The sequence below is a fragment of the Gimesia chilikensis genome, from assembly GCF_008329715.1.
GTDB lineage: Bacteria > Planctomycetota > Planctomycetia > Planctomycetales > Planctomycetaceae > Gimesia > Gimesia chilikensis.
On the sequence record NZ_VTSR01000008.1, the window covers coordinates 176,029 to 198,254 of the forward strand.

The window sequence follows — 22,226 nt, forward strand, 5'->3', positions numbered from 1 at the left end:
GCAGTTAAGGAGAGCCCATGCCGACTCTTTTTCAAAAACCGACAATTCTGATCATACTGGCTTTTGTGTTCTGCGTTTCCGTTTCGGACTCCTCACACGCAGCAGAAACATCCGGGGAACCTGATTCCACGGCCAGCAAAACCGCTATTGCGCTCAACTACTGTCGCGCCGCGTTCTACCGCATCAGGAAAACCGGTTCCAAAGAGGTAATGTATGAGGAGCGGGAAAAGATCCTCAATAACCTGAACCTCAACGGCATCGGTGATGAGAAAGTCATCAAACTCTACTCATCAGTGCTCGATGAAATCGCACAGGTTGAGATCGCGGACCAGGAACGCGAATACTTCAAGAACAAACATAATTACCAGGCTCGCCAGAAAGTGGCCATCAACGCGCTGGCACTCACGACCGATGTACTCACATTGCAGTTTGGCAGTGCCGTCCGCACGGGTGCCAACAGCTGGTGGGACTATCGGAATGTCCAGGCGCAGAAAGACCTTGATCTCTGGAAAGTCGATAAGCAGCGCATGGAGACGGTGATCTCCAAATCGACCCTCTTCCTGGACACCTTCTGGAAACTGGCCCAGGAGAAAAAGATTCCGGATCAATGGCTGATCCGGGATGTGGATCTCGATGCGCTGGATGAAGCCATGCAGGAGCAGAACCCGCGCGTGCGTTTGCGGATTCTAAAGCGCATGGAACGCTTCATGAGCCACTACCCTCCGTACTGGTATTACGTTGCCCGTACACAGCAGGCTCAGGGGCAACTGTTCGCCGCCTCGCAGACCTATACCGAACTGGCGAGTATCGGAGAAGGCTATTTCCGGCGAGATGACATGCTGGCTTCGGGCACGGCCAACCTGGCCAGTATTCGCGACTACCTGGGACAACCGGGTGCCGCACAGATGGCGATGAAATCACAAACCTATTCCAGCGAAGTCTGGGAAGCCAACCTGCTCTGTTCGCAGATCCTGCAGAAGCATCAGCAGGCGGATGAAGCGGAAGAAGCCATCCTGCGGAATCTGGACGTCGATCTGGAAACCCGGCAAAGCTCGGTCGCCCTGCTTTCGCTTTATTACAAGACAAATAACAAGCAGAAAATGATGGCCCAGCTGAATCAGCCCAAGGTCGTGAAATCGGTTCCGGTCCCTACGTTGATTCAATGTGCCATGTTCCTGGGAGCAGACAAAATGCCTCCGGTTGCCACTGCGCAGATTGAATCCTCACTCTACGTCTACCCGCAGCTCCATTTTGGTGCAGACGATATCGTCATTGCTTCCACTGGTAACTGGCATCTGCACATGTCTCAGGCGGAGCTGGTGATGGCAAACAAAACCTATTCCCGCCCCCGGCTTGCCACCGGACAAAATGAAGTTCATGCCCGTTTTGAACGGGTCGCCGAATTTGGAAATCCGTTTGCGAACTCAGGCCTGGCCAGTGCGCAACCTAAACTGCGATTGAAATATCCGGACGGGTCCAGTCTGGAACTGATGCTGGCTTCAAACCCACAGGATCGCAAACAGATTGACGTCGGTAATGCTCTGAACACACTCAAAGCACCTCCCGGCCAGCACTACCGGATTGTTGGTGCAGAAATTCAGGGTCAGCGGATCGCCTTCAATGACAAAGCCATCGTTGACGACGGGCGACGCATTGTGAGACAGAAACCACAACCAGTCATGGATGCACCACGGCTGTCGCAGGACGAGCCTCGTCCGCAGCAGCCCGCCGCTGAGCAGACTCTCCAGGCCGAAACGAAGTCGAAACTTCCGACCCTGGATGTACCTGAGTTGGGCATCCCCCAGTCTCCTCCGCCAATCCCGGCCCTCTCCTTTGATCCGGGCACATTCGAGGAGGAGCAGGATATCCAGAAAGGGAAAAAAGGGACGGTAGTCAGCTTTCCAGCCCCTCCTGAAGAGACGAATGTACCGTAAATCCGGCAGAAACGGGTTCAGACCGGACTAGAATTAGAAATCTGGTCCGATAAATAGTAGTCATCTGCCCCGGTCCCCGATATGATGACAGCAACGTATCCCGGCCCTGCTTTTCCGGTGCCGGTGCAAAATCGCGACTTTTATTATTTGCGAAACCGATTCGCCGCGTCCAGACCGACCGCGAACGCACGCTTGAGCCAGAAACCATGCTTTCTTCCGAAAATGTTCCGTCCACCGCTTCTCCTGTCGAAGCAGGTCGACTCCCCCTGATTACCGATCTCACCCGGGAACAACTTGCCCAGTGGTGCATCGATCACGGTTCGTCTTCTTATCGCGCAGACCAGATTCGTCGCTGGATTTTTACCAAACGCGTCAACGATTTTGACGCCATGCACGACATCTCTAAAAAGTTTCGCGATCTGCTGAAAGAGAACTTCCGGCTGTTTTCGACTACGATCGTCAAACAGCAGACCGCAAAGGACCGCACGGAAAAGCTACTTCTGGAACTGGAAGACGGACACCACGTCGAATGCGTGCTGATGCGGGAGCCCAAGCGGAATACCGTCTGTATCAGTACCCAGGTCGGCTGTGCGATGGGTTGCGTCTTCTGCGCCAGCGGACTGCTGGGACTGACCCGGAATCTGTCGATGGGCGAGATTCTGGAACAGATTCTCCGTCTGGACCGCGTGATCGATGAAGACGAACGCATCTCCAACATTGTGGTCATGGGAATCGGCGAGCCGCTGGCCAATCTCTCGGCACTGATTCCTGCCCTGGATACATTAAATCACAAAGGTGGCATGGGGATTGGTGCCCGTAAGATTACGGTCTCTACAGTCGGTCTTCCTGCAAAAATCCGGGAACTGGCGGACGTCAACAAATCATACATCCTCGCCGTTTCTCTGCACGCCCCCAACGATGTCCTCCGCGATCAGATCGTTCCCACGAATAATAAAATCGGGATCCAGAAAATCCTGGATGCCACCGATTACTACTACGTCACCACCGGCAGACGAGTGACCTTTGAGTACATCCTGCTGTCCGGCGTCAATGACAGTCCGGCTCACGCCCGCGAGCTGGCAGGCCTGCTCAAACACCGCAATGCCCACGTGAACCTGATTCCAGCCAACGGTGTAGAAGAGACCGGCTACCAGAGCCCCACCACAGCCGATGTCGATCGTTTCTTTATGACGCTGGCGAAAGGGGGCGTGAATGTCACTGTCCGCAAGCGTAAAGGGGACGACATCGATGCCGCCTGTGGCCAGTTGCGTCTGAACCGGGAAAAAGAAAAGGAAATGGTTCAGGTTCAATAGAATCCAGGAAACTGAATCAGTGGCTTAATCCAGATTGAAATCTTCGGGATGGAAATTAACCAGCACGTCGTCCCGGAACATCAGGTAGACGCTGCGACCGGTCTTATCCGGCCCCCATTTGTACGCGTCATCTGTCGTACGGAATGAACCACCGGTGGCTTTCAACCATTTGGAGGATTCCTGGAATTCCCCTTCTTCACCGAGTTCTTTCTCAACGCTGGCGCGTGACATGCCTGATTGCAGCCGGTGTTTCAAAATCCAGTTCAACGCATCAGGATCACGATCGGTGAGGAATAACATCCGCTGATGCTCTGCTTGACTGACTCGCTTCTCTGCTCGATGTGTGCCACTCGCCATACCGCTGTCCCAGTCGGGCATGGTTTCACATCCCGTATTCAGCAGCAGCGTGACGACAATACATGTCATCCACGGTGCCATGGATCGTAGATTGGCCATGATCATTTCCGTCTGATAAAAGGTCTTGAAGGTTGGGAGAGTGCGTCACTGGCGCGAAACAGAGTCAGTACCGAGGATTGGAGAGAAGTGAATTCGGAGACGAGACTGTCCCATGAAATGTGGGTCGTTTTTTAGCAGAATATCCGAATCCTGCCAAGATCAGATTTCACCAGCAACATGCCTCATTAAACGCTTAACTGACAGTAGCTTAAGGCCATATTCCCCCTGCAAAACCAAAATCGGTTCTTTCGCTGGCTTGTCAGATTCCTGCCGCACGTCTATTCTGAAATTGAAGGACGCGTTTGTTCCCCAGAGTTACTCCGTTCCGGAAGGTTTCGATCAAGATGAAAATGTTTTGCGCTGGCCAGTGGCAGGATACCAAACAGTCAATCAATGTGACGAACCCCTTTGATCAGTCGGTCATTGATACAGTTCCCCAGGGAAGCGGCGAGGACATCCAGAACGCCGTAAGTGTGCTGGAGCGGGGGGCACAGATCATGAAATCCATGACGGCCTATGATCGCAGCGTGATCCTGCAGAAAGCAGCGGAACTGATGCTGGAACGTCAGGACGATCTGGCCCGCACCATCAGCCTGGAAGTCGGAAAGATCCTGGGTGAAGGTCAAGTCGAAGCCAGCCGCAGTGCTGAAGTGATTCGGCTTTCTGGAGAAGAAGCCCGACGTATGACCGGTGAAATGATTCCACTGGAAGGAAACGCGGGCGGAAAAAACAAACTCGGCTTCACCCTGCGGGTTCCCTGTGGCATCGTGGCTGCGATTACTCCGTTCAACTTCCCACTGAACCTGGTCTGCCACAAAGTCGGCCCTGCCATTGCTGCGGGGAATGCGATCCTGATCAAACCCGCCAGCGACACGCCACTCTCTGCACTGAAGCTGACGGAGATCCTGCTCGAAGCCGGCCTGCCTCCCGAAGCCATCGCCTGCGTCACCGGTCCCGGGGGAGAAATCGGCCGCGCCATCTGCACCGACACCCGCATTCGCAAAATCAGCTTCACAGGTTCTTACGAGGTCGGAACCAAAATCTGTGAAATGGCCGGCATGAAACGTGTGACAATGGAACTGGGCAGCAATAGTCCCGTGGTCATTATGGACGATGCCGATCTGGAAAAAGCTGCCACCGCAATTACGATGGCCGGCTATGCCAATGCTGGTCAAGTCTGTATCTCGGCACAGCGGATTCTGACTTCCTCCAAAGTCAAAACCGATTTCGTCGATCTACTGAAATCCAAAGTCGATGTGCTGCAGACCGGTAATCAACTGGAAGAAGGCACCAAAATCGGCCCCATGGTCCGGGAATCGGATGCCAGCCGGGTTGAGCAGTGGGTTAACGAAGCCGTCAGCCAGGGAGCACGCCTGATTACCGGGGGCCAGCGACAGGGAGCCATTTATGCCCCCACCATTCTGGACGACACTACGCCGGAAATGCAGGTCGTCAAAGACGAAATCTTTGGCCCCGCGGTCGCTCTGTCATACTTCGATGACATCGATGAAGCCGTCCGGTTGGCCAATGACACCACCTACGGACTGTCAGCCGGCATCTTTACACAGGATATCGATCGGGCCATGAAGTTCGCCCGCCATGTAGAAAGCGGCAACATTCACATCAACTGGTCCAGCCAGTGGCGGGCCGATGCGATGCCTTACGGTGGTCTGAAACACAGCGGCACCGGTAAAGAAGGCCCCAAGTACGCCATTCATGAAATGAGTGAAGAAAAGATGGTGGTAATGCATCTCACGGACTGACCCCCCGCGAGTCGTTTCCCGATTCGGATTACTTCACCACGTACTGTTCCAGGGTTTTGCCTTCACGGTATTTTCCGGACTGCTTGGCCTGAAACATTTCGTTCGTCTTGACGTCAATCGCGGTGAGATAGTTGCCGCGATAGGCGGCTGTATCGAGACAGACCCAGCCATCAAAGACCAGCGGCTTACCTGATTTTTGCGCGGTATGTCCACAGATAATCCTTCGTCCGGAGGGGTCGGGCTCTTCGGTCCCTTTGAGTCGATCCCAGCGGAGTTCCTGTGGAGTCAGATCTTCCAGCGGCACTCCCGGCACAGCTGTGGCATGCACGAAAATGTCGGTGTCCGTTTCGTAGTAATCGAGGGCGGTAGCCATGAAAATCCGGTGCTCTTCCGGGATGAGGTCATAGCGTCCCCCGTAGGAATCCAGGGCTTCCTTTCCACCATGCTGCAACCAGGTGGACTCCCAGCGTCCTCCATTGAGTCCGTCCAGCATCATCTCTTCGTGATTCCCCTTGAGCATCACGAGCTTACAAGTGGACTTCAGATCCAGCAGCATTTCGATGACATGCTTGGTACCTGGACCACGGTCAACAGCATCCCCCAGACAGACGACGGTATCTTCGCGTTTGAGCTCCAGATGGTACAGAATCGTCCCCAGCGCAACATCACAACCGTGAATGTCACCGATCGCAATCGTACGTCCTTGCTGAGTCGTTTGATCCATCACGCGACTATCCTGTTTGAAGTCAACCTGAAAACAGCCTGGGGGACCGGCTTCCGGAGTCAGCTGCGACAGTCAGAGCTGCGCAACTGAACCACGGATAATTACCGGTTGGTGTGATCAGGATTTATCGGATTGACTGGGGGGCATAATCCGGGTCGGTTTCGAACTCGGTTCCCCCTTCAACAACTGCTGGCGGGCTTGTGTCTGTTGTGCCAGCCCGTGAATACGAATGAAGCCCAGGGCAGTCTCGTGCGGGAACTGGTCGCCTTCTTCGTAGGTCGCCAGTTCGGGACTGTAAAGGCTGTGTTCGCTCTTCAGACCGGTTACGGTGTGATTTCCTTTATACAGCGAGACGCGCACTGTTCCGGAAACAAACCGCTGGTTCTTTTCCACAAACCCCATCAGGTCCTGATGGAAAGAGCTGTACCAGAGACCATCGTAAATAATATCGCTGCAAGTCTGGCTGACGAACGTTTTGAATCGCAGTGACTGCCGACTGAGTGTCAGGTATTCCAGTTCACGGTGTGCGTTGTGCAAAATCACGGCAGCGGGTGCTTCGTAAATTTCACGACTCTTGATACCGACGAGACGGTTCTCAACGTGGTCGATCCGGCCAATGCCGTGCTCACCGCCGATTGTATTCAGGTGTGCGATCAGGTCAGCACCGTCCATCTCCTTACCATCGATGGCGATGGGACGTCCCTGCTCGAATTCGATTTCCAGCTCAACGGGTTGATCGGGAGCATCCTGCGGAGCCACGGTCCACTTGTAAGCTTCTTTTGGGGGAGCTACCCAGGGATCTTCCAGCACGCCCGCTTCCACAGAACGGCCCCAGAGGTTCTGGTCGATACTGAAGATGCTTTCCTTCGTGGCTTCAACTTCGATTCCATGTTCTTTGGCGTACTGCAGCTCTTCAGTACGTGTCCATTTCCACTCACGAACGGGGGCAATGATTTTCAGCTGCGGTGCCAGGGTCTGGAAGGAGACATCGAAGCGAACCTGGTCATTACCTTTACCGGTACAACCATGTGCGACAGCGGTTGCCCCGTGTTCTTTCGCGACTTCCACCATCCGGTGTGCAATCAGCGGACGGCCCAGAGCAGTCGCCAGGGGGTACTTACCTTCGTACATGGTGCCTGCCATCAGAGAAGGCCAGACGAAAAAGTCGACGAACATGTTTCGCACATCTTCGATCACGGCTTCTACGGCACCGGTTTTGATCGCTTTTTCCTTGATTCCATCCACGTCGCGACCCTGGCCAAGATCACAGGTATAGGTGATCACGTCCATGTCATATTTTTCATTGATCCACTTAACGGCGACGGAAGTATCCAGACCACCACTGTATGCCAGAACTACTTTTTCTCTTGCCACGAAATTCTACCAATCTTCTGGAATTGAAGGAGTAAAGAAACGAATTCGACGGAATCTGCGAACGATGCAAATGGTACTATGATCGAAACGCATCCGCAATGCGCACATTCTAACATTCTGAGCCGCAAAATACGAAATCTGCTGCCTGAAAGCCGGATGACTTCCACAACCGTTCAGCCACCACAGACGCAACAGATATGATAAAAGCACCCGACAGAACTACTGTCGGGTGCTTTCGCATCTATTAAAAAACGGGACGTAACCTGCGTTTAGTGCAGGTCGTCGTCGCCATGGTCATCCTTGCCTTTTTCAGCGATCAGAGCATCGCTGGTCAGCAGCAGGGTTGAAACACTGGCGGAATTCTGCAGAGCGGACCGGGTCACGCGGGTCGGGTCAATGATCCCGGTTTTGACCAGATCTTCGTACTTGGAAGTGGCGGCATTGTAGCCCATGTTGCCTTCCAATTCCGAAACCTTTTCGCAAACAACGCTACCATCGTCGCCGGCATTGTTGGCGATCGAAGTCAGTGGAGCACGGCAGGCACGCAGAATGATTTCGTAACCCACTTTTTCTTCTTCAGACAGACCGGTTGGTTTGCAGGCAGAAGAGCTTCGCAGCAGAGCAACGCCACCACCGGGAAGAATCCCTTCAGCAACTGCAGCCCGTACAGCGTGCAGAGCGTCTTCGACACGTGCTTTCTTTTCTTTCATTTCGCTTTCTGTAGCGGCACCCACGTTGATCTGGGCAACACCACCGGACAGCTTGGCAATCCGTTCTTCCAGTTTTTCTTTGTCGTAGTCGCTGGTGGAGTTTTCCAGTTCGCGACGAATCTGGTCGATACGGGCTTTGATTTCGCCTGGCTTTCCACCACCTTCGATGATGGTGGTATTGTCTTTGTCGACGGTCACTTTCTTAGCGACGCCCAGGTCAGACAGCTGCAGGTTTTCCAGCTGAATTCCGAGGTCTTCGAAAATGGCCTGACCACCAACCATGATGGCGATGTCCTGCAGCATGGCTTTACGACGGTCACCGTAACCAGGAGCTTTGACAGCACTGCAGCGGAAAGTACCACGCAGCTTGTTGATCACGAGAGTCGAGAGGGCTTCGCCTTCGATGTCTTCAGCGATGATCAGCAGCGGCTTGCCGGCGTTAACCACTTTTTCCAGAACAGGAACCAGGTCCTTGATGTTGGAAATCTTCTTTTCGTGTACCAGCACGTAGCAGTCTTCCAGTTCGCAAGACATGCTCTGAGGATCGGTCACGAAGTAAGGTGAGAGGTAACCACGATCGAACTGCATCCCTTCGACAACTTCGAAGCTGGTCTGCAGGCTCTGTCCTTCTTCAACGGTGATCACGCCATCTTTACCGACCTGCTCCATAGCGTCAGCCAGGATCTTGCCGATTTCTTCATCGCCGTTAGAAGCGACTTTACCAACCTGAGAGATGGCCTTTTTGTTTTTGCACTCGATGGACATCTTGTGAAGTTTGTCCACGATGTCTTCGACAGCTTTGTCCATGCCACGCTTCATGGCAATCGGGCTGACGCCGGCAACAACAGACTTCAAGCCTTCGTTGTAGATCGCTTCAGCCATGATGGTTGCAGTTGTGGTTCCGTCACCGGCAATGTCAGATGTTTTGCTGGCAACTTCACGCACCATGCGGGCACCCATGTCTTCGAACTTGTCAGACAGTTCGATTTCGCGGGCAACAGATACACCGTCTTTGGTTACAGTTGGAGAACCAAAGCTTTTCTCGAGAATGACGTTACGACCTTTTGGCCCGAGAGTGACACGAACCGCTTTTGCCAGCTTGCTGATGCCGCGTCGCATCGCTTCCTGAGCTTCCTGATCGAAGGCAATCATTTTTGCCATTTCACTATATCTCCATGTACGCAGTATGAAATATTAAGGGAAGAGTCATCGCTTCACCCAGCCGGGGAGCGATGATCCGGTAATACAACAATGACAGCCTAGTAAGTTGCCAGAATGTCACTTTCGCGGAGCAGCAGGTATTCTTCTCCGCCGATTTTGATTTCATCCCCGCCATAAGGGCTGAAAATGACACGGTCGCCCTCTTTTACCGTCAATGGCAGCTTGGTTCCGTCAGATTTGACGTGTCCATCTCCCACGGCGACCACTTCACCACGCTGTGGTTTATTCTGGGCACTGTCTGGTAAAACAATCCCACCTGCGGTGGTTGATTCTGCAACTTCTCTTTTCAGAACGACTTTGTCACCAAGAGGGACAATACGGGCGCCTTTGCTTGCTTTGGCAGCCTTCTTCGCCATTGGGATCTCCTAGTTTGCTTTGATTTCGACTCAAATGTCTTCACATCGGTGTGATTTATGATCTGTGGTGGCTGTAGGCCAGACCACAACAACACATTTCTCAGCTCAGATCTGATGGCAGACCTCAGCGTACCCGGACCAGATGCGAACGCCGTGCCTATTTGCCGATTAATCTCTAAGAGCAAAATATATATACACTTAAGAAATTACACCCAAATAACGACATGTCAGGTTTGCTGCCGGACAGTCGTGCGCGATTCAAATTCGCTGCCATATTGGCAGCGCCAGCACATTCACGTTCCGAGGCATCCGATCCAGAGGCAGTCTGAATAATCTGAGAGAAAACCAGGGAATTCAAATTGACACAGATGTTAAAATAGGTAATATCGCTACAAATCCAACCCATTGACATTCCTGAGCTCTCAATCAGGGGCTGATCTTCTCAAATCAGCGGCGGTTCACACCGCTCCACTCTTATTCAAGATCCTCGCACACTCTCTCTCTGTTTCAATCACGATCCATAACAGGAGACCGAGAGACGTGCCTGAGCCATATTCCTCTACATCTAACAACAACAGCCCCTACCTGAATCTGAATACCCTGATCCAGCATGCACGTGAACTGGCATCACAGGGAAAGTTCGGCGAGGCCCGTGCACTTTTTTATGCAGACGAATTTGAGGGACCAGACTGGCAACGCCAGCTGGGACTGGGGGAATTTCTCTTGTCGACGGGCCAGACTGCTGATGCGATAGAACCATTCTCGCTGGTCCTGGATTATGCACACCAGACCGATGAAAAATCACTTCGCTCAGTTGCCTGCCACAACCTGGCGATCGCCTATCGTGAACTGGGATATTCGCAACTCGCGGCCCAGTTTCAGCAATATTCGATCGCCTGGGGGGACCTTCGCTCCGCTGATCATCAGACTCTCGAATCAGAAATCCATCATTTGTCCGAACATGCAGCCTGCGATCTGACAGGCAGGGCAAACGACGCGATCTTGCAGCAGGACTATCAGCTTGCCGAACAACTACTGAACATTTCGCTTGGCCGAGAGATACTCGACGGCGATGCGGATGCCCAGGCCGCAGACTGGGGCAACCTTGGTATCTTACAGGGTTTACAAGGGAACCATCTCCGCGCTATCGTCTACCTGCGTAAGGCATATCAACTCCATCAACAGACGCAAAACCATTCTGCCCTGGGACAGGACCTGATCCATCTTGCGGAAGTTTTCCAGTTAACCGGTCGCCTGAAACGCGCCGCACGTTGCCTGCAGCGGGCAATCAACTGTTTCTCCCAATGCAACAGCCAGGGGAACGCGGAACAAGAGGCGTGCGCCCGTTTACATGAATTGCAACGATTACTCGCCGTCCAGCAGCATGATCCTTTGCTGAACTGACCCGTCAGATCTGTCAGTAAGAAATTGAGTGACCTTGAATTTCCATGACTGACCACTTGCGAACCGCCCCTGTCTCTGTTGATAATTAGAAAAATGCGCAAGTCCATCCTGTCATTACCCATCCCGGTCCCTGGCTGGATCCGTTAACAGGTGGACTCTGCTCAATTTCACTACGAGCGATATCTCTCAACATCTCGAAGGTCATTCATGCCCATTAAGGTTCATTGCAAAGAATGTGATACCACCTTTTCTGTCAAAGATGAAGCGGCTGGAAAGCGGGTACGCTGCAAAGGATGCGGCTCACCGGTTAAGGTCCCCTCTGGCGAGAAGCGGAAGAAACGGGCTGCGACTGCCAGCAAGTCAGCGGACACGGATGATTTTCTGGCCAGTTTTGATATCGATAAAATTGAGGACAAGGAAGCCCGGATCTGTCCCCGTTGTGGACACGATGCGGATGAAGAAGATATTGAATGCTCAAACTGTGGCGTGAATCTGACCACCGGTAGACTGAGTGAAAAGACCCGTAAAAAACGGAGACGAAAAGGCCCGGCGATCGAAGAGTTCTACTCGAAATCCTGGGGCGATGCTTATACGTTTCTGGGAAACCATAAGGGGCTGGCAACCAAAACTTTTCTGTATTCGTTTATCGCCAGCACACTCTTCTTCAGTGCCATCTTCATGATGTTCTGGTGCCATCGCACTCCGCCGAGAGCTTTCTGGGGATTCATTGCCTTTGTCTCCATTATGGCAGTTCCAGGCTGGATCTGGTTTATTCAGACCGAAGTCGTTCGCTACGCCTTGCAGAAGAAAGATAAACTCAAACGGATCAACTTTGACTTCTTCCTCTGTTCGGCCCTGGGAATGAAGTTCATTTTCTGGATCGTGCTGTTCAGTCTGCCTGCGCAGGCCGTGTTTGGCACCATCGGCTATTACTATATCACTAACGGATCGATTCCCATCGGTGCCGCGCTGATTGCCGTTGGTTTCATTCCGACATTTCTGATGTTTCCCCTGGCAATGCCTCATATGACTGTGGCCGATTCCACACCGGGCTGGCTGGTTCATAAACTGGGCAGAGTGTTTTTAACTCTCGCGAAACCAGCCTTGTTCTGGTGCTTTGTCTTCTTTGTCACTACGTTGCCGGCCCTCGGTTGTCTGGCTGCCATCGGAGCCATTTCCGGTAGCGACCTGGATACATTTTTCTCCAACGTTCGCTATAACTCGGCCGTCGCTGCAGATAATGACGCGAAAGAATGGGCCGATGAAAACAAGATCGAAGATTTTGTCGAAGGTCCCATGGTTGGCAAAAAGCCAGTCGAATTGCAGCCCAAAGTGCTGATCTTGCCTTCGATTCTCTGGCTGTTCGCCTGTCTGTTTTATGCCCCGACACTGATTTACAACGCCCGGGTGAATGGCTTGCTGGCCGTTCACTGCAAACCGGATTTACAACTGATCACCAAACTCGAAGAAGTCAAATACGTTTCGAAAGCGGAACGGGAGAAAACGGGTCCCCCGACTCCCCGCTGGCAGCTTTCACTGGTCGGAATTGGGATCGGTGTGGTCGTCGGGATTGCGATGTTCTTCCTGATTCCCCTCATGCCCCTGCTTCTGTTGCGTGTTCTGCTTATCATCATGGGGGTCGCTCAGATCGGTTGTCTGTTCAATGTGCTCGCCCAGATCAAGCAGAAAGAAGGGCTGGGATTTGCAATTCTGGGTTTCTTTGTCTCAATTTACGCATATGTCATGGGCTGGATCTATGCCAAGAAAGACAAGGAAATCGGTGGCACGATGATGCTCTGGACCCTGTTTTTCATAGCGAGTACGCTCACTCAAATTGGACTCGTCTACCATGCCGTCAGCATGATCTTCACTGAATTGAATAATAATGCGAACGCTCAGGCCCCGGAAGATCCGGCCGCAGAACCCGCCGCTGTTGATGCTGGTGAGGGTCCTGCTGACCCTGCAGTTGATGCAGCACCGGCCGAACCAGCGGTCCCATAATCACGGAAATCGGCCTCAGTCGGTAGTCGCTGGTTGACAGCCCTGTCTGGTTGTTTACAATAAAGTCTGTATTGACCGCTCTTCCCTCCTGCTCATCCAGCGGGCAACCAGAGTGGGTACTCCTGATTCAGTTCCTGAAGCGAGCTGGATTGCCGGGAGCCAGTGACAGTATCCCAATTGTTCTGAACCATACCCACTCATCTCATCGATGCCATGGCCGTTCACCTTACAGTCCAACTGTTGATCGTGGTACCGCCGGGCATTGGTCACTCCAGAATGACATAGTTTGATGAAACCACAGTCTCACGATCTATTTGACGAATCGACGATGAGCTTCGGAGATCACCTCGAAGCCCTGCGAATCCACCTCTGGAAGGCATTAATTGGACTGGCGATCTGTGTGGTCCTGGCCCTGTTTATCGGACATAAAATCGTTGCGGTCGTACGGGCTCCCATCGATTCTGCTTTGAAAGAGTACAACCTGGACAAGCTCCCTGAAGAAGAGTCGCCAGAACAGCAGAAAAGCATTGAAGACCTGATCGCGAGCCTGAGTGCCCAGGAGAATCCCTCTGCGGAAAACAAGGCGCTGCAGAAAATTCTGCAGGACTATCAGTACCGGCTCAATAACCTCGAAGACACGATGGCAGAGCCGGTAACGCTGGCGGTTCAAGAAGCGTTTACCACAATTTACCTCAAGGTCTCTTTTGTCGCCGGACTGGTAATGGCCAGTCCCTGGGTGATCTATCAGATCTGGCTGTTCGTGGCTGCGGGGCTCTACCCGCATGAACGCAAGTATGTCTATATCTACCTCCCGATCAGTATCTTTCTATTTCTCGGTGGTGCCCTGTTCTGTTTCTATGCGGTCTTTCCGTTTGTGCTCAACTTCCTGCTTGGGTTCAACAAACTGCTGGGCGTGAATCCACAGATCCGGCTTTCGGAATGGATCAGCTTTGCAATTACACTCCCCCTGATGTTCGGTCTGAGCTTCCAGTTACCACTGATCATGCTCTTCCTGGAACGCATCTCCGTCTTCGAAGTCAAAGATTACATCGAGAAAACCCGCATGGCCATCCTCGTAATTTCCATCATCTCGATGCTGATGACCCCCGCTGATCCGATGAGTATGCTGCTGATGATGCTGCCGTTATTGCTACTTTATGGACTGGGAATCGCGATGTGCAAATATTTCCCCAGCGCCAACGCCAGCCCCTTTGAATCGCCAGATACCCCCTGAAACAGAGGCTGAATTTCCCCTGTTCAGACGGCGCGAGGTTGGACTACAATGCTTTCATCCCGGGGTGAGGATTCCCTGGAAAAGCGATACTGTACTCGAATCAATGAGGAAGACCATGAGTACCAGCACTGAGCAGGATGCGCCTGTGCCAACCGCCGAGAAACCAGTTCGGCGACATAAACTGATTAAATTCTCCCTTCTGGTGTGCGCACTGATTGGTGGCGGAGTCCTGCTCTGGGAGGGCCTGCTGGAAGACCGCCTGGTAGCGAAACGCTTTGGCGTCGTAGAACCGGGTAAAATCTACCGCAGCGGCCAGATCTCCAGTCACCTGATTGAGCCCGTGTTGCGGGAAAACAAAATCGAAAAGGTCATCGCACTCAACGGCAGCGACTTACAGAAGCCTTACCTGAAAACCGAAGTGGAAACCGCTAAGAAACTGCACATCGACCACCAGGTGCTGCATCTGATTGGCGACGGAACCGGCGATGTTGACGATTACGCGGAAGCGGTTGCTGAACTCATGCGTTGTGAAAAAGCAGGTAAACCGGTTCTGGTCCATTGTGCCGCTGGTGCACAGCGAACCGGTGGTGTTGTTGCCGCTTATCGCATGCTGGTCCAGAAAAAGTCCCCTGAAGAAGCGTATCGGGAACTGCTGCTCTACGACTGGAAACCACACAAAGACCAGGCACTCATCAATTACCTGAACCAGAACCTGGCAGAGCTTTCCAAACGGCTCGAACAGAAAGTCGACTGGTATGAGCCGCCAGCCGAGATCCCTGTGATTGGGAAGTAACGCTGTGGAAATGAGCTCTATTACTTCCGCAGATTCGCAAACTGATTGCGGAGATATTCCTGCAGGGTGATGGAGCTTACATCTTTGTTCTTCCGCAGGGTTTCCCAGTGATGGATCAGGCCACGATCCTTGTGGTCCAGCTTCCAGTGAATTTTATGCTCGGCACGCAGGTGAAGCGGGTCTTCCATGCGAGTCTGCAGTTCCACTTCGATAGGCAGCTTCTTGCGGCTCCGCAGCTCTTCGTTCAGCGTAATCCGTGATGTCGGGTGCAGCGTGTAAGGATGCAGAACGTAATTCAGGCGTGCCATCCAGTCTGCAAAACGCAGGTAGGTTTCCACAGCGTCCTGTTGATCAGGTGTGACGCACTGCACGCGGTAGGTAATCAGCTTGCTGTCCAGTGTCAGCAGATTTTTATTGTTCTCAAACTGGATATTGAACTGCGGTTCCAGTTGGAACTGCAGTTCGGAGGCAATCTTCTTCCCCTGGCTTCCCTGAACTTTGAGCTGATCGTGAATGTATTCCTGTGTCTGATGCTGGGCAACGTTGAGCACATTTTTAATTTCATCAAAGTTGATCACGGTTTTAATCATCCGCGATTCATTCAGAATCATCAGGCGTTTCCGGGCAGGCTCGAAAATGGTGACTTCTCCGAGTCCGTCGACATGATCGTAAACCTTCTCTGCATGAAAGATGGAAACACTGCGCGAGACGATTGTCGGATCGACCTGCGGCTGGTGGTGATATACCGTCGTCCGGATGCGAAATTCCTGGGCGATACCGGTATTGCTTCCCGCAAGCTGCACAACAGCCAGAATGCCTGTGATGAGAAGAGGTCTCCACATATCAGATATACTTTCCTGATTTGAAACAGATAGACGGAGTGTTACCGTCGGCAGCAGAAAAGCTGCAACGTTTCAGTCTGTTCAGAGTGAGTGTTTTTGAATGTAATTCGGGTAAGAAATTGAGAGATGAGAGCGGGAGCGTAAAAAAAAGCCCGTTTTACTGCAAGAGGAAGTTGGCGATCATGGGCCCCGTTCTGTCTTGATAACTTCACAAATCAACCTGAAGCACCGCAGCGCTTATCTCTAGAAATAAAAGAGACTTACATAACAAAGAACGCCCCTTTTAATTCAAACCCGGCTCACGACCCGAAATCCGGTTCCACTTTTCTCACAGGATCTTCATAATAAAGTTTACTGTTCATCTCTCTACAGCCGGTATCACTTCAGCAGAACAGGAATCAGCATGGGCTCGTCCAAAACAGACAAACAGGAACAGGAAGCGGCGCTCATGCCGGTCACCTGGCATCGGAAACTTCCCCAGGATGTCGTACCGGAAGAAATCCAGAACAAGGTAAAGGCAGCGCATAAACGGGATATCCTCTGCGAGAAATACCCCTACCGCAAGAAACTGAAACGACCGGAATACGAAGAACAGTTAGTGCCTCTACAGATTGAACTGTTAAAACTGCAGCGTTGGGTCGAACTGAATGGCGAACGGATTGTGCTGTTGTTTGAAGGACGAGATGCCGCCGGCAAGGGGGGCACGATCAAACGTTTCACCGAACACCTCAACCCCCGGGGTGCCCGGGTTGTCGCCTTGCCCAAACCGAGTGATACCCAGCAAGGCCAATGGTATTTTCAGCGATACATCGAGCATTTGCCCACAGAAGGAGAAATCGTCTTCTTTGACCGTTCCTGGTACAACCGGGGCGTCGTCGAACCGGTGATGGGGTTTTGCCGCCCGACCGAGCACCACACCTTTCTCCGCGAGGCACCACAGCTGGAAAACATGCTGGTCAATTCGGGCATTCACCTGTTCAAGCTCTGGTTCTCTGTCAGCCGCGAAGAACAGTACCGCCGTTTCAAGTCACGAGAAACCGATCAACTTAAGCAGTGGAAACTCAGCCCCATCGACGTCAAGAGCCTGGGCATGTGGGACGAATACACCAATGCCCAGAATGCGATGTTCATGGCGACGGATACCAAAGCCTGTCCGTGGACAGTCATTCGTTCCGACGACAAAAAGCGCGCCCGGCTGAACTGCATACGATATGTGTTGAACGCGCTTAACTATCCACACAAGGATGAAAGCCTGGTCTCGGACTATGATTCCGCGATCATCGGGCCCAAGGAAGTCATCTACGACACCAGTGAGTGGTAGCCCGATCAGTCTCTTAATACATGAGAAATCTGGCCCGCCGGACACCGAACTCTGCCAGATCCTGCTGGTAACCGGAGCGAATCTGCATCAGAGACTCTCCCTGCAGCACGGCATCAAAGACACGCTGATTTCCCAGCAGTCGATTGAAATTCCGTGTCTCCCACTCCTGGGGAAACTGTTTCCGTAACTGGATGGCAATCTCCAGGCCGGTCTGGACCGGTTTGAACTGCTCCCGGTCGGTGACAATAAAATTAACACCGCCACACAGTTCCCCGGAAAATTTACTCGATTCCGGAGTGAACTCAACCGGCACAAATCGTACACCCGGTAATCCTGACCGGTTCAACGCTTCAGCCAGCTGCATGCCTTTCAGCCAGGGAGCCCCGATCCATTCGAAGGGCGTATCGGTTCCACGTCCGACGGACAGATTCGTCGTCTCCAGTAAACCGATACCGGGATACAGAACGGCCTGATTCAGACTCCGCATATTGGGAGAGGGGTTGACCCAGGTCAGCCCGGTCTCGTCGTAATACATCTCCCGCTTCCAGTTTTGCAGCTTGATGACCTGCAGGTCGGCGCCAATCTGCATTTCCTTATTGAACATCCGGGCCAGTTCGCCCGCCGTCATGCCATGGCGCACGGGTATGCGGTGGTAACCGACAAACGATTGAGCTCCTTCGTCCAGCACGGGTCCTGCGTAATCGACGCCATTAATCGGGTTCGGCCGATCCAGTACAATAAATTTGATGCCCTGCTGTTTCGCAGCCCGCATCGCATTTCCCATGGTAGAGATATATGTATAAAACCGCGCCCCGATATCCTGGATGTCGAACACCAGTGCATCCAGGTCTTGCAGACTTTCCGGCGTGGGTGTGCGAGTTTTGCCGTACAGGCTGAAGATTTTCAGTCCTGTCTTCGCGTCAGTGGAATCGCCAATTTTCGACACGTCCAGTTTACCGGCAAAGCCATGCTCGGGACTGAAGAGGGTTTTCAACTGTACCTGTGGTGCATCATTGAGAACCTGCACCGTACTCTCGCCTTCGCGGGTGAGTCCAGTATGATTTGTGATCAGGCCGATGCGTTTCCCATTTAATGACTTGAACTGCTCCCGCTTCAGGACATCAATTCCGGTCAGTACATCCAGGTTGGCTTTTGAGGCAACTTTGACTTCCGCTGTCGCTGCCGGTTGTCCGGTAATCGCCGCAGCGGCAATCGTACCAATCCGTCCCGCCAGAGAATTGACAGAGCCTTTCCCGTCGGGGTGTACTCGATTGCTGAGAAAAATCACGAACAGATCCTGCGCGGGATCCATCCAGATTGCAGTTCCCGTGAATCCGCCATGCCCGAACGCACGTGGGGAAAACAGGTCGCCCCGGTTCGAGGAATAACGCGACAGGCTGTCCCAACCCAGGCCTCGAATGTCATCGACGACAGGATAGCCACGCGTCATGAGATCGATCGTTTCCGGTTTCAGAACGCGGGTACCATCAAGGCTCCCCTGGTTCAACATCATCTGGGCGTAAACCGCCAGATCTTCAGCAGTCGAAAACAGGCCCGCATGCCCGGCGACGCCTCCGAGTCGATAAGCACGCGGATCATGGACTTCCCCCTGCATCCAGTGTCCGTCCCGTTCCTGCGTTGTTGCGGCCCGCTGTTTCAGGTTGTCTGCCGGCAGGTATCCGGTTTCCTGCATCCCCAGGGGCTGGAATACGTTTTTCTGAGAAAACTCATGCACCGAATCTCCGCTGATTCGTTTCACAATATCTCCCAGGAGGATGAAGCCGACATCGGTGTAGGCAAACCGTGTTCCCGGTTCGTAGTATAGATTGAGATCATAGATCCTCTGCATCGCAGTCTCGGGACCATCCAGATAATCTTTAATGGAGTTATCCGGGATCAGGCCTCCCTGATGCGTCAGCAGCTGATAGATGGTGATATCCTGCTTGCCGTTGACGGCAAACTCCGGGATGTATTTCGATACTGGATCACTGAGTTTCAGCTTCCCCTGCTCGACCAGCTTCATCACGCTGGTCGCGGTCGCGATCGGTTTCGTCAGGGAGGCCAGGTCAAAGACGGTATCGGTCGTCATGGCCCGTTTTTCGGGTTTCACCTGACGATAGCCGTAGGCTTTGAGGAAAACAATTTTGCCCTTAAATCCGACGAGCACCACGGCTCCGGGCATCGAATCTCGCGCCAGACCACGTTCGACGACAAAATCAATTTCGGACAGTCGCTGCGGGTTCATCCCCACTGCTGCAGCCTGCGCATGCGGTAGCCGGGTCGGTTCAGTCGACTGAACCTCTGGAAGACTTGCTGATAGAGACAGAAGACAGACGAAAAACAGGATGAAATGCTTCATAGAGAAATCCCCTACTAACCAGCGATTGAAGTTCCAGTGATGCTATGCTTCAGTACTTACTCATCGTCCCAGTGAAAGCGGGCCGCCATCGGCATACGACGACCTGATCCGAAGGCCCGGGTTGACAGTTTGATGCCAGGCGGCATCTGTCGACGTTTAAATTCATTCCGATCCAGGCGGTTGGCAACCCATTGAACGGTCTCACGTGGATACTGTTCCGACATGCTCCGCACGGAACGTTCGTCTTCGATCAAACCTTTCAGAATCCCGTCCAGAACATCATAAGGGGGCAGTGAGTCCTGATCGACCTGATTCGGTGCCAGCTCTGCACTGGGTGCCTTATCCAGAATGTTCTCCGGAATCACAATGCGGCCGGCACGCTGGTTAACATAACGCGAAACCAGGTAGACATCGCATTTCAGCACATCACAGAGTACGGCGAAACCTCCGGCCATGTCGCCATACAGCGTGCAGTATCCCATGGCCAGTTCGCTCTTGTTACCGGTCGCTAAAGCCATCCACCCATGTTGATTGCTGCGAACCATCACGTTAGCTCCGCGAATACGCGCCTGCAGATTCTGATCTGCCAGCCCTGCAGGTGCTTCGCGTAAATCATCGCCGATAACAGGCAGATTCTCAAATGCCTGATGCACTGAATCAATGGGCACGGTTTCGTAATCGATACCCAGGTTCTCTGCCAGTGCCAGTGAATCCGCCACACTGTGATCGCTGCTGTACCGACTGGGAAGCAGCAGACCATGCACATGCTGTGGGCCGATGGCCTCGGCTGCGACTGCTGCAGCCAGAGCGCTGTCGATGCCCCCCGAAAGGCCGAGAACGCAATCGGTGAATCCACACTTCTGCATATAATCCCGCAGGCCCAGCACCAGGGCATCGAACAACTGCTCTTCACGGGACAGGGGTGAAATTTCGAGAGGCGATTCAACGGCCGCCTCAGTATCAAACAGCTGCAAATCTTCTTTGAAGCCGGCCATCTGCAATTGAAGCTGACTATTCTGATCCAGGACGAAGCTGTGCCCGTCAAACACCAGATCATCGTTGCCCCCCACCTGGTTGACGAACAGGTAAGGGATTGAGTAACGATCCACATGCGACTGAATGATCTGCTGCCGCCGTTTTCGTTTGTCGATTTCAAACGGACTGGCAGAGATATTGATCAGCAGATCGGAACCGGCTTCGGCGAGGATTCGAACCGGGTCGGGAAGTTGCACCGGCTGATCATGGTAAAAAGTATCGGGTTGCCCCCACCAGGCATCTTCGCAGATGTGCAGGCCCAGTTTGAGTCCACGAAAAGTGACGGGGCAGATCTGCTCCTGCTCGGCATGGCGGAAATAGCGCTGTTCATCAAAGACATCGTAATTAGGCAGCAGCAGCTTGTGCACGCATTCCACGACAGCTCCCTGATAGAGCAGGCTGGCCGCGTTTGCCATGCGTCTGCCGGGAAGATCTCGTCCGGTCGGATGCCCTACTATCACGCCGATATCGGCGGGGATTTCCTGTGCCAGTTTTTCGACCGCCCGGTCACAGGCGGCGATGAAACCTTCTCTCAGCAGGATGTCTTTGGGGGGATATCCGCAGACAACCAGTTCCGAAAACAGGACCAGTTCAGCGCCGGCCTGTTCAACTCGTTGCACTGCTTCCAAGATTCGCTGACAGTTTCCGCGCAGGTCACCTACCGTCGGGTTCAGCTGGGCCAAAGCAATTTTCACGGACGCTCTTCACTCCTGCAACAGATGCATCAGATGTTCGGATTCTACGGACCTGAACGCCAGGAGAACCCAAACTTGCTGTAATTCAGACAGCAGACAAAGGAATTTCCTGATTTTGGGCTAAATCCAGGACTTTTTTTTGACCACCGCGGACACGCGACCTAAGTTTAGATGAGTAGAACTACATCTCTCAAGGGAACAGGGCCATTTGTTAAGGCTCATTATAGATTGATTCCCCTTTACAAAGTATCCCGGGACAGAGATCTCTTATGACACATTCCAGAAAAAGAGCTTCATCACAAGCAAATGGGCGACCATTGTTGAGCCATACCTCGATCCTGATTATCAGTATCTTTATTCTGGGTATGGCTACCGGAAATGTTTCGTCTGTGCCTGCGAACAGTGCATTCCTGATGATGGGCGTCTTCGGCGTCATCTCATACTTTGGGCTGGGCGCACTGGCTGATTCCCGCGAGCGGAAACGACGGCAGCAGATCCTGGAACAGAAGGAAGAAGCACTCGAAGGCCGGCTGGAACGCCATCTGACTACGAATCCGCAATGCACTCCGCCTCAGCGTGTGGCCAGTGCAGGTAGCCTGCATAATGCTGACCGTCAGACTGAGATACCTCATCTGACTGCATGCCAGAATCGCTGAACTCTCTTTTCAGACGGGCATAAAAAAACGGTTCC

Annotated in this window: 17 protein-coding genes; 9 read left to right on the forward strand and 8 right to left on the reverse strand. The window is 52.9% G+C overall.

Annotated elements, in window-relative coordinates:
- Nucleotides 1-17 precede the first annotated feature (17 nt).
- Nucleotides 18-1,934, forward strand: coding sequence for a hypothetical protein (locus FYZ48_RS12920; RefSeq protein WP_149340980.1), 1,917 nt, complete (start codon nt 18-20; stop codon nt 1,932-1,934).
- 206 nt (nt 1,935-2,140) lie between these two features.
- Nucleotides 2,141-3,247: a 23S rRNA (adenine(2503)-C(2))-methyltransferase RlmN gene (gene rlmN, locus FYZ48_RS12925; protein ID WP_149340982.1), complete on the forward strand. Its 1,107-nt coding sequence runs from the start codon at nt 2,141-2,143 to the stop codon at nt 3,245-3,247.
- A gap of 24 nt (nt 3,248-3,271) precedes the next feature.
- Here rlmN and FYZ48_RS12930 read toward each other — a convergent pair whose 3' ends face one another.
- On the reverse strand, nt 3,272-3,703 hold the full coding sequence (locus FYZ48_RS12930) for a hypothetical protein (protein WP_149340984.1): 432 nt from the start codon (nt 3,701-3,703) through the stop codon (nt 3,272-3,274).
- A gap of 344 nt (nt 3,704-4,047) precedes the next feature.
- On the opposite strand from FYZ48_RS12930, the gene FYZ48_RS12935 reads away from it, so the two are divergent.
- On the forward strand, nt 4,048-5,466 hold the full coding sequence (locus tag FYZ48_RS12935; RefSeq protein WP_149340987.1) for an aldehyde dehydrogenase family protein: 1,419 nt from the start codon (nt 4,048-4,050) through the stop codon (nt 5,464-5,466).
- A gap of 28 nt (nt 5,467-5,494) precedes the next feature.
- On the opposite strand, the gene FYZ48_RS12940 is transcribed toward FYZ48_RS12935, so the two are convergent.
- The 4 genes from FYZ48_RS12940 to groES all read right to left on the reverse strand — a co-directional run bounded on the left by FYZ48_RS12940 (nt 5,495) and on the right by groES (nt 9,851).
- Nucleotides 5,495-6,190: a metallophosphoesterase family protein gene (locus FYZ48_RS12940; protein WP_149340989.1), complete on the reverse strand. Its 696-nt coding sequence runs from the start codon at nt 6,188-6,190 to the stop codon at nt 5,495-5,497.
- 117 nt (nt 6,191-6,307) lie between these two features.
- Nucleotides 6,308-7,564, reverse strand: coding sequence for an argininosuccinate synthase (locus FYZ48_RS12945; protein WP_149340991.1), 1,257 nt, complete (start codon nt 7,562-7,564; stop codon nt 6,308-6,310).
- Between the two features lie 269 nt (nt 7,565-7,833).
- Complete coding sequence (gene groL, locus FYZ48_RS12950; protein ID WP_149340994.1) at nt 7,834-9,435, reverse strand: chaperonin GroEL; 1,602 nt, start codon at nt 9,433-9,435, stop codon at nt 7,834-7,836.
- 98 nt (nt 9,436-9,533) lie between these two features.
- Complete coding sequence (gene groES / locus FYZ48_RS12955; protein ID WP_145036124.1) at nt 9,534-9,851, reverse strand: co-chaperone GroES; 318 nt, start codon at nt 9,849-9,851, stop codon at nt 9,534-9,536.
- A 540-nt stretch (nt 9,852-10,391) separates the two neighbouring features.
- Here groES and FYZ48_RS12960 point away from each other — a divergent pair.
- The 4 genes from FYZ48_RS12960 to FYZ48_RS12975 all read left to right on the forward strand — a co-directional run bounded on the left by FYZ48_RS12960 (nt 10,392) and on the right by FYZ48_RS12975 (nt 15,283).
- Nucleotides 10,392-11,255 (forward strand): tetratricopeptide repeat protein, encoded by an 864-nt coding sequence (locus FYZ48_RS12960; RefSeq protein ID WP_187782006.1) that lies wholly within the window; start codon nt 10,392-10,394, stop codon nt 11,253-11,255.
- A gap of 207 nt (nt 11,256-11,462) precedes the next feature.
- Nucleotides 11,463-13,256: a hypothetical protein gene (locus tag FYZ48_RS12965; RefSeq protein ID WP_149340998.1), complete on the forward strand. Its 1,794-nt coding sequence runs from the start codon at nt 11,463-11,465 to the stop codon at nt 13,254-13,256.
- A gap of 289 nt (nt 13,257-13,545) precedes the next feature.
- Nucleotides 13,546-14,490, forward strand: coding sequence for a twin-arginine translocase subunit TatC (tatC, locus tag FYZ48_RS12970; RefSeq protein ID WP_149341000.1), 945 nt, complete (start codon nt 13,546-13,548; stop codon nt 14,488-14,490).
- Nucleotides 14,491-14,605: 115 nt separating this feature from the next.
- Nucleotides 14,606-15,283, forward strand: coding sequence for a dual specificity protein phosphatase family protein (locus FYZ48_RS12975; protein WP_187782007.1), 678 nt, complete (start codon nt 14,606-14,608; stop codon nt 15,281-15,283).
- Between the two features lie 20 nt (nt 15,284-15,303).
- On the opposite strand, the gene FYZ48_RS12980 is transcribed toward FYZ48_RS12975, so the two are convergent.
- The gene (locus FYZ48_RS12980) at nt 15,304-16,125 is read right to left on the reverse strand and encodes a hypothetical protein (protein WP_145036114.1); all 822 of its coding nucleotides are present in this window, start codon (nt 16,123-16,125) and stop codon (nt 15,304-15,306) included.
- A 403-nt stretch (nt 16,126-16,528) separates the two neighbouring features.
- Between FYZ48_RS12980 and ppk2 the strand changes: the two genes are divergently transcribed.
- Entirely contained in the window at nt 16,529-17,446 is a 918-nt protein-coding gene (gene ppk2 / locus FYZ48_RS12985) for a polyphosphate kinase 2 (protein ID WP_149341004.1), read from the forward strand.
- 13 nt (nt 17,447-17,459) lie between these two features.
- Here ppk2 and FYZ48_RS12990 read toward each other — a convergent pair whose 3' ends face one another.
- Nucleotides 17,460-19,691 carry an exo-beta-N-acetylmuramidase NamZ domain-containing protein gene (locus FYZ48_RS12990; protein ID WP_242022624.1) on the reverse strand — a complete coding sequence of 744 codons (2,232 nt, stop codon included), beginning with the start codon at nt 19,689-19,691 and terminating at the stop codon, nt 17,460-17,462.
- 170 nt (nt 19,692-19,861) lie between these two features.
- Complete coding sequence (locus FYZ48_RS12995) at nt 19,862-21,535, reverse strand: NAD+ synthase (RefSeq protein WP_149341007.1); 1,674 nt, start codon at nt 21,533-21,535, stop codon at nt 19,862-19,864.
- A gap of 320 nt (nt 21,536-21,855) precedes the next feature.
- Between FYZ48_RS12995 and FYZ48_RS13000 the strand changes: the two genes are divergently transcribed.
- Complete coding sequence (locus tag FYZ48_RS13000; RefSeq protein WP_149341009.1) at nt 21,856-22,191, forward strand: hypothetical protein; 336 nt, start codon at nt 21,856-21,858, stop codon at nt 22,189-22,191.
- The last annotated feature ends 35 nt before the right edge of the window (nt 22,192-22,226 follow it).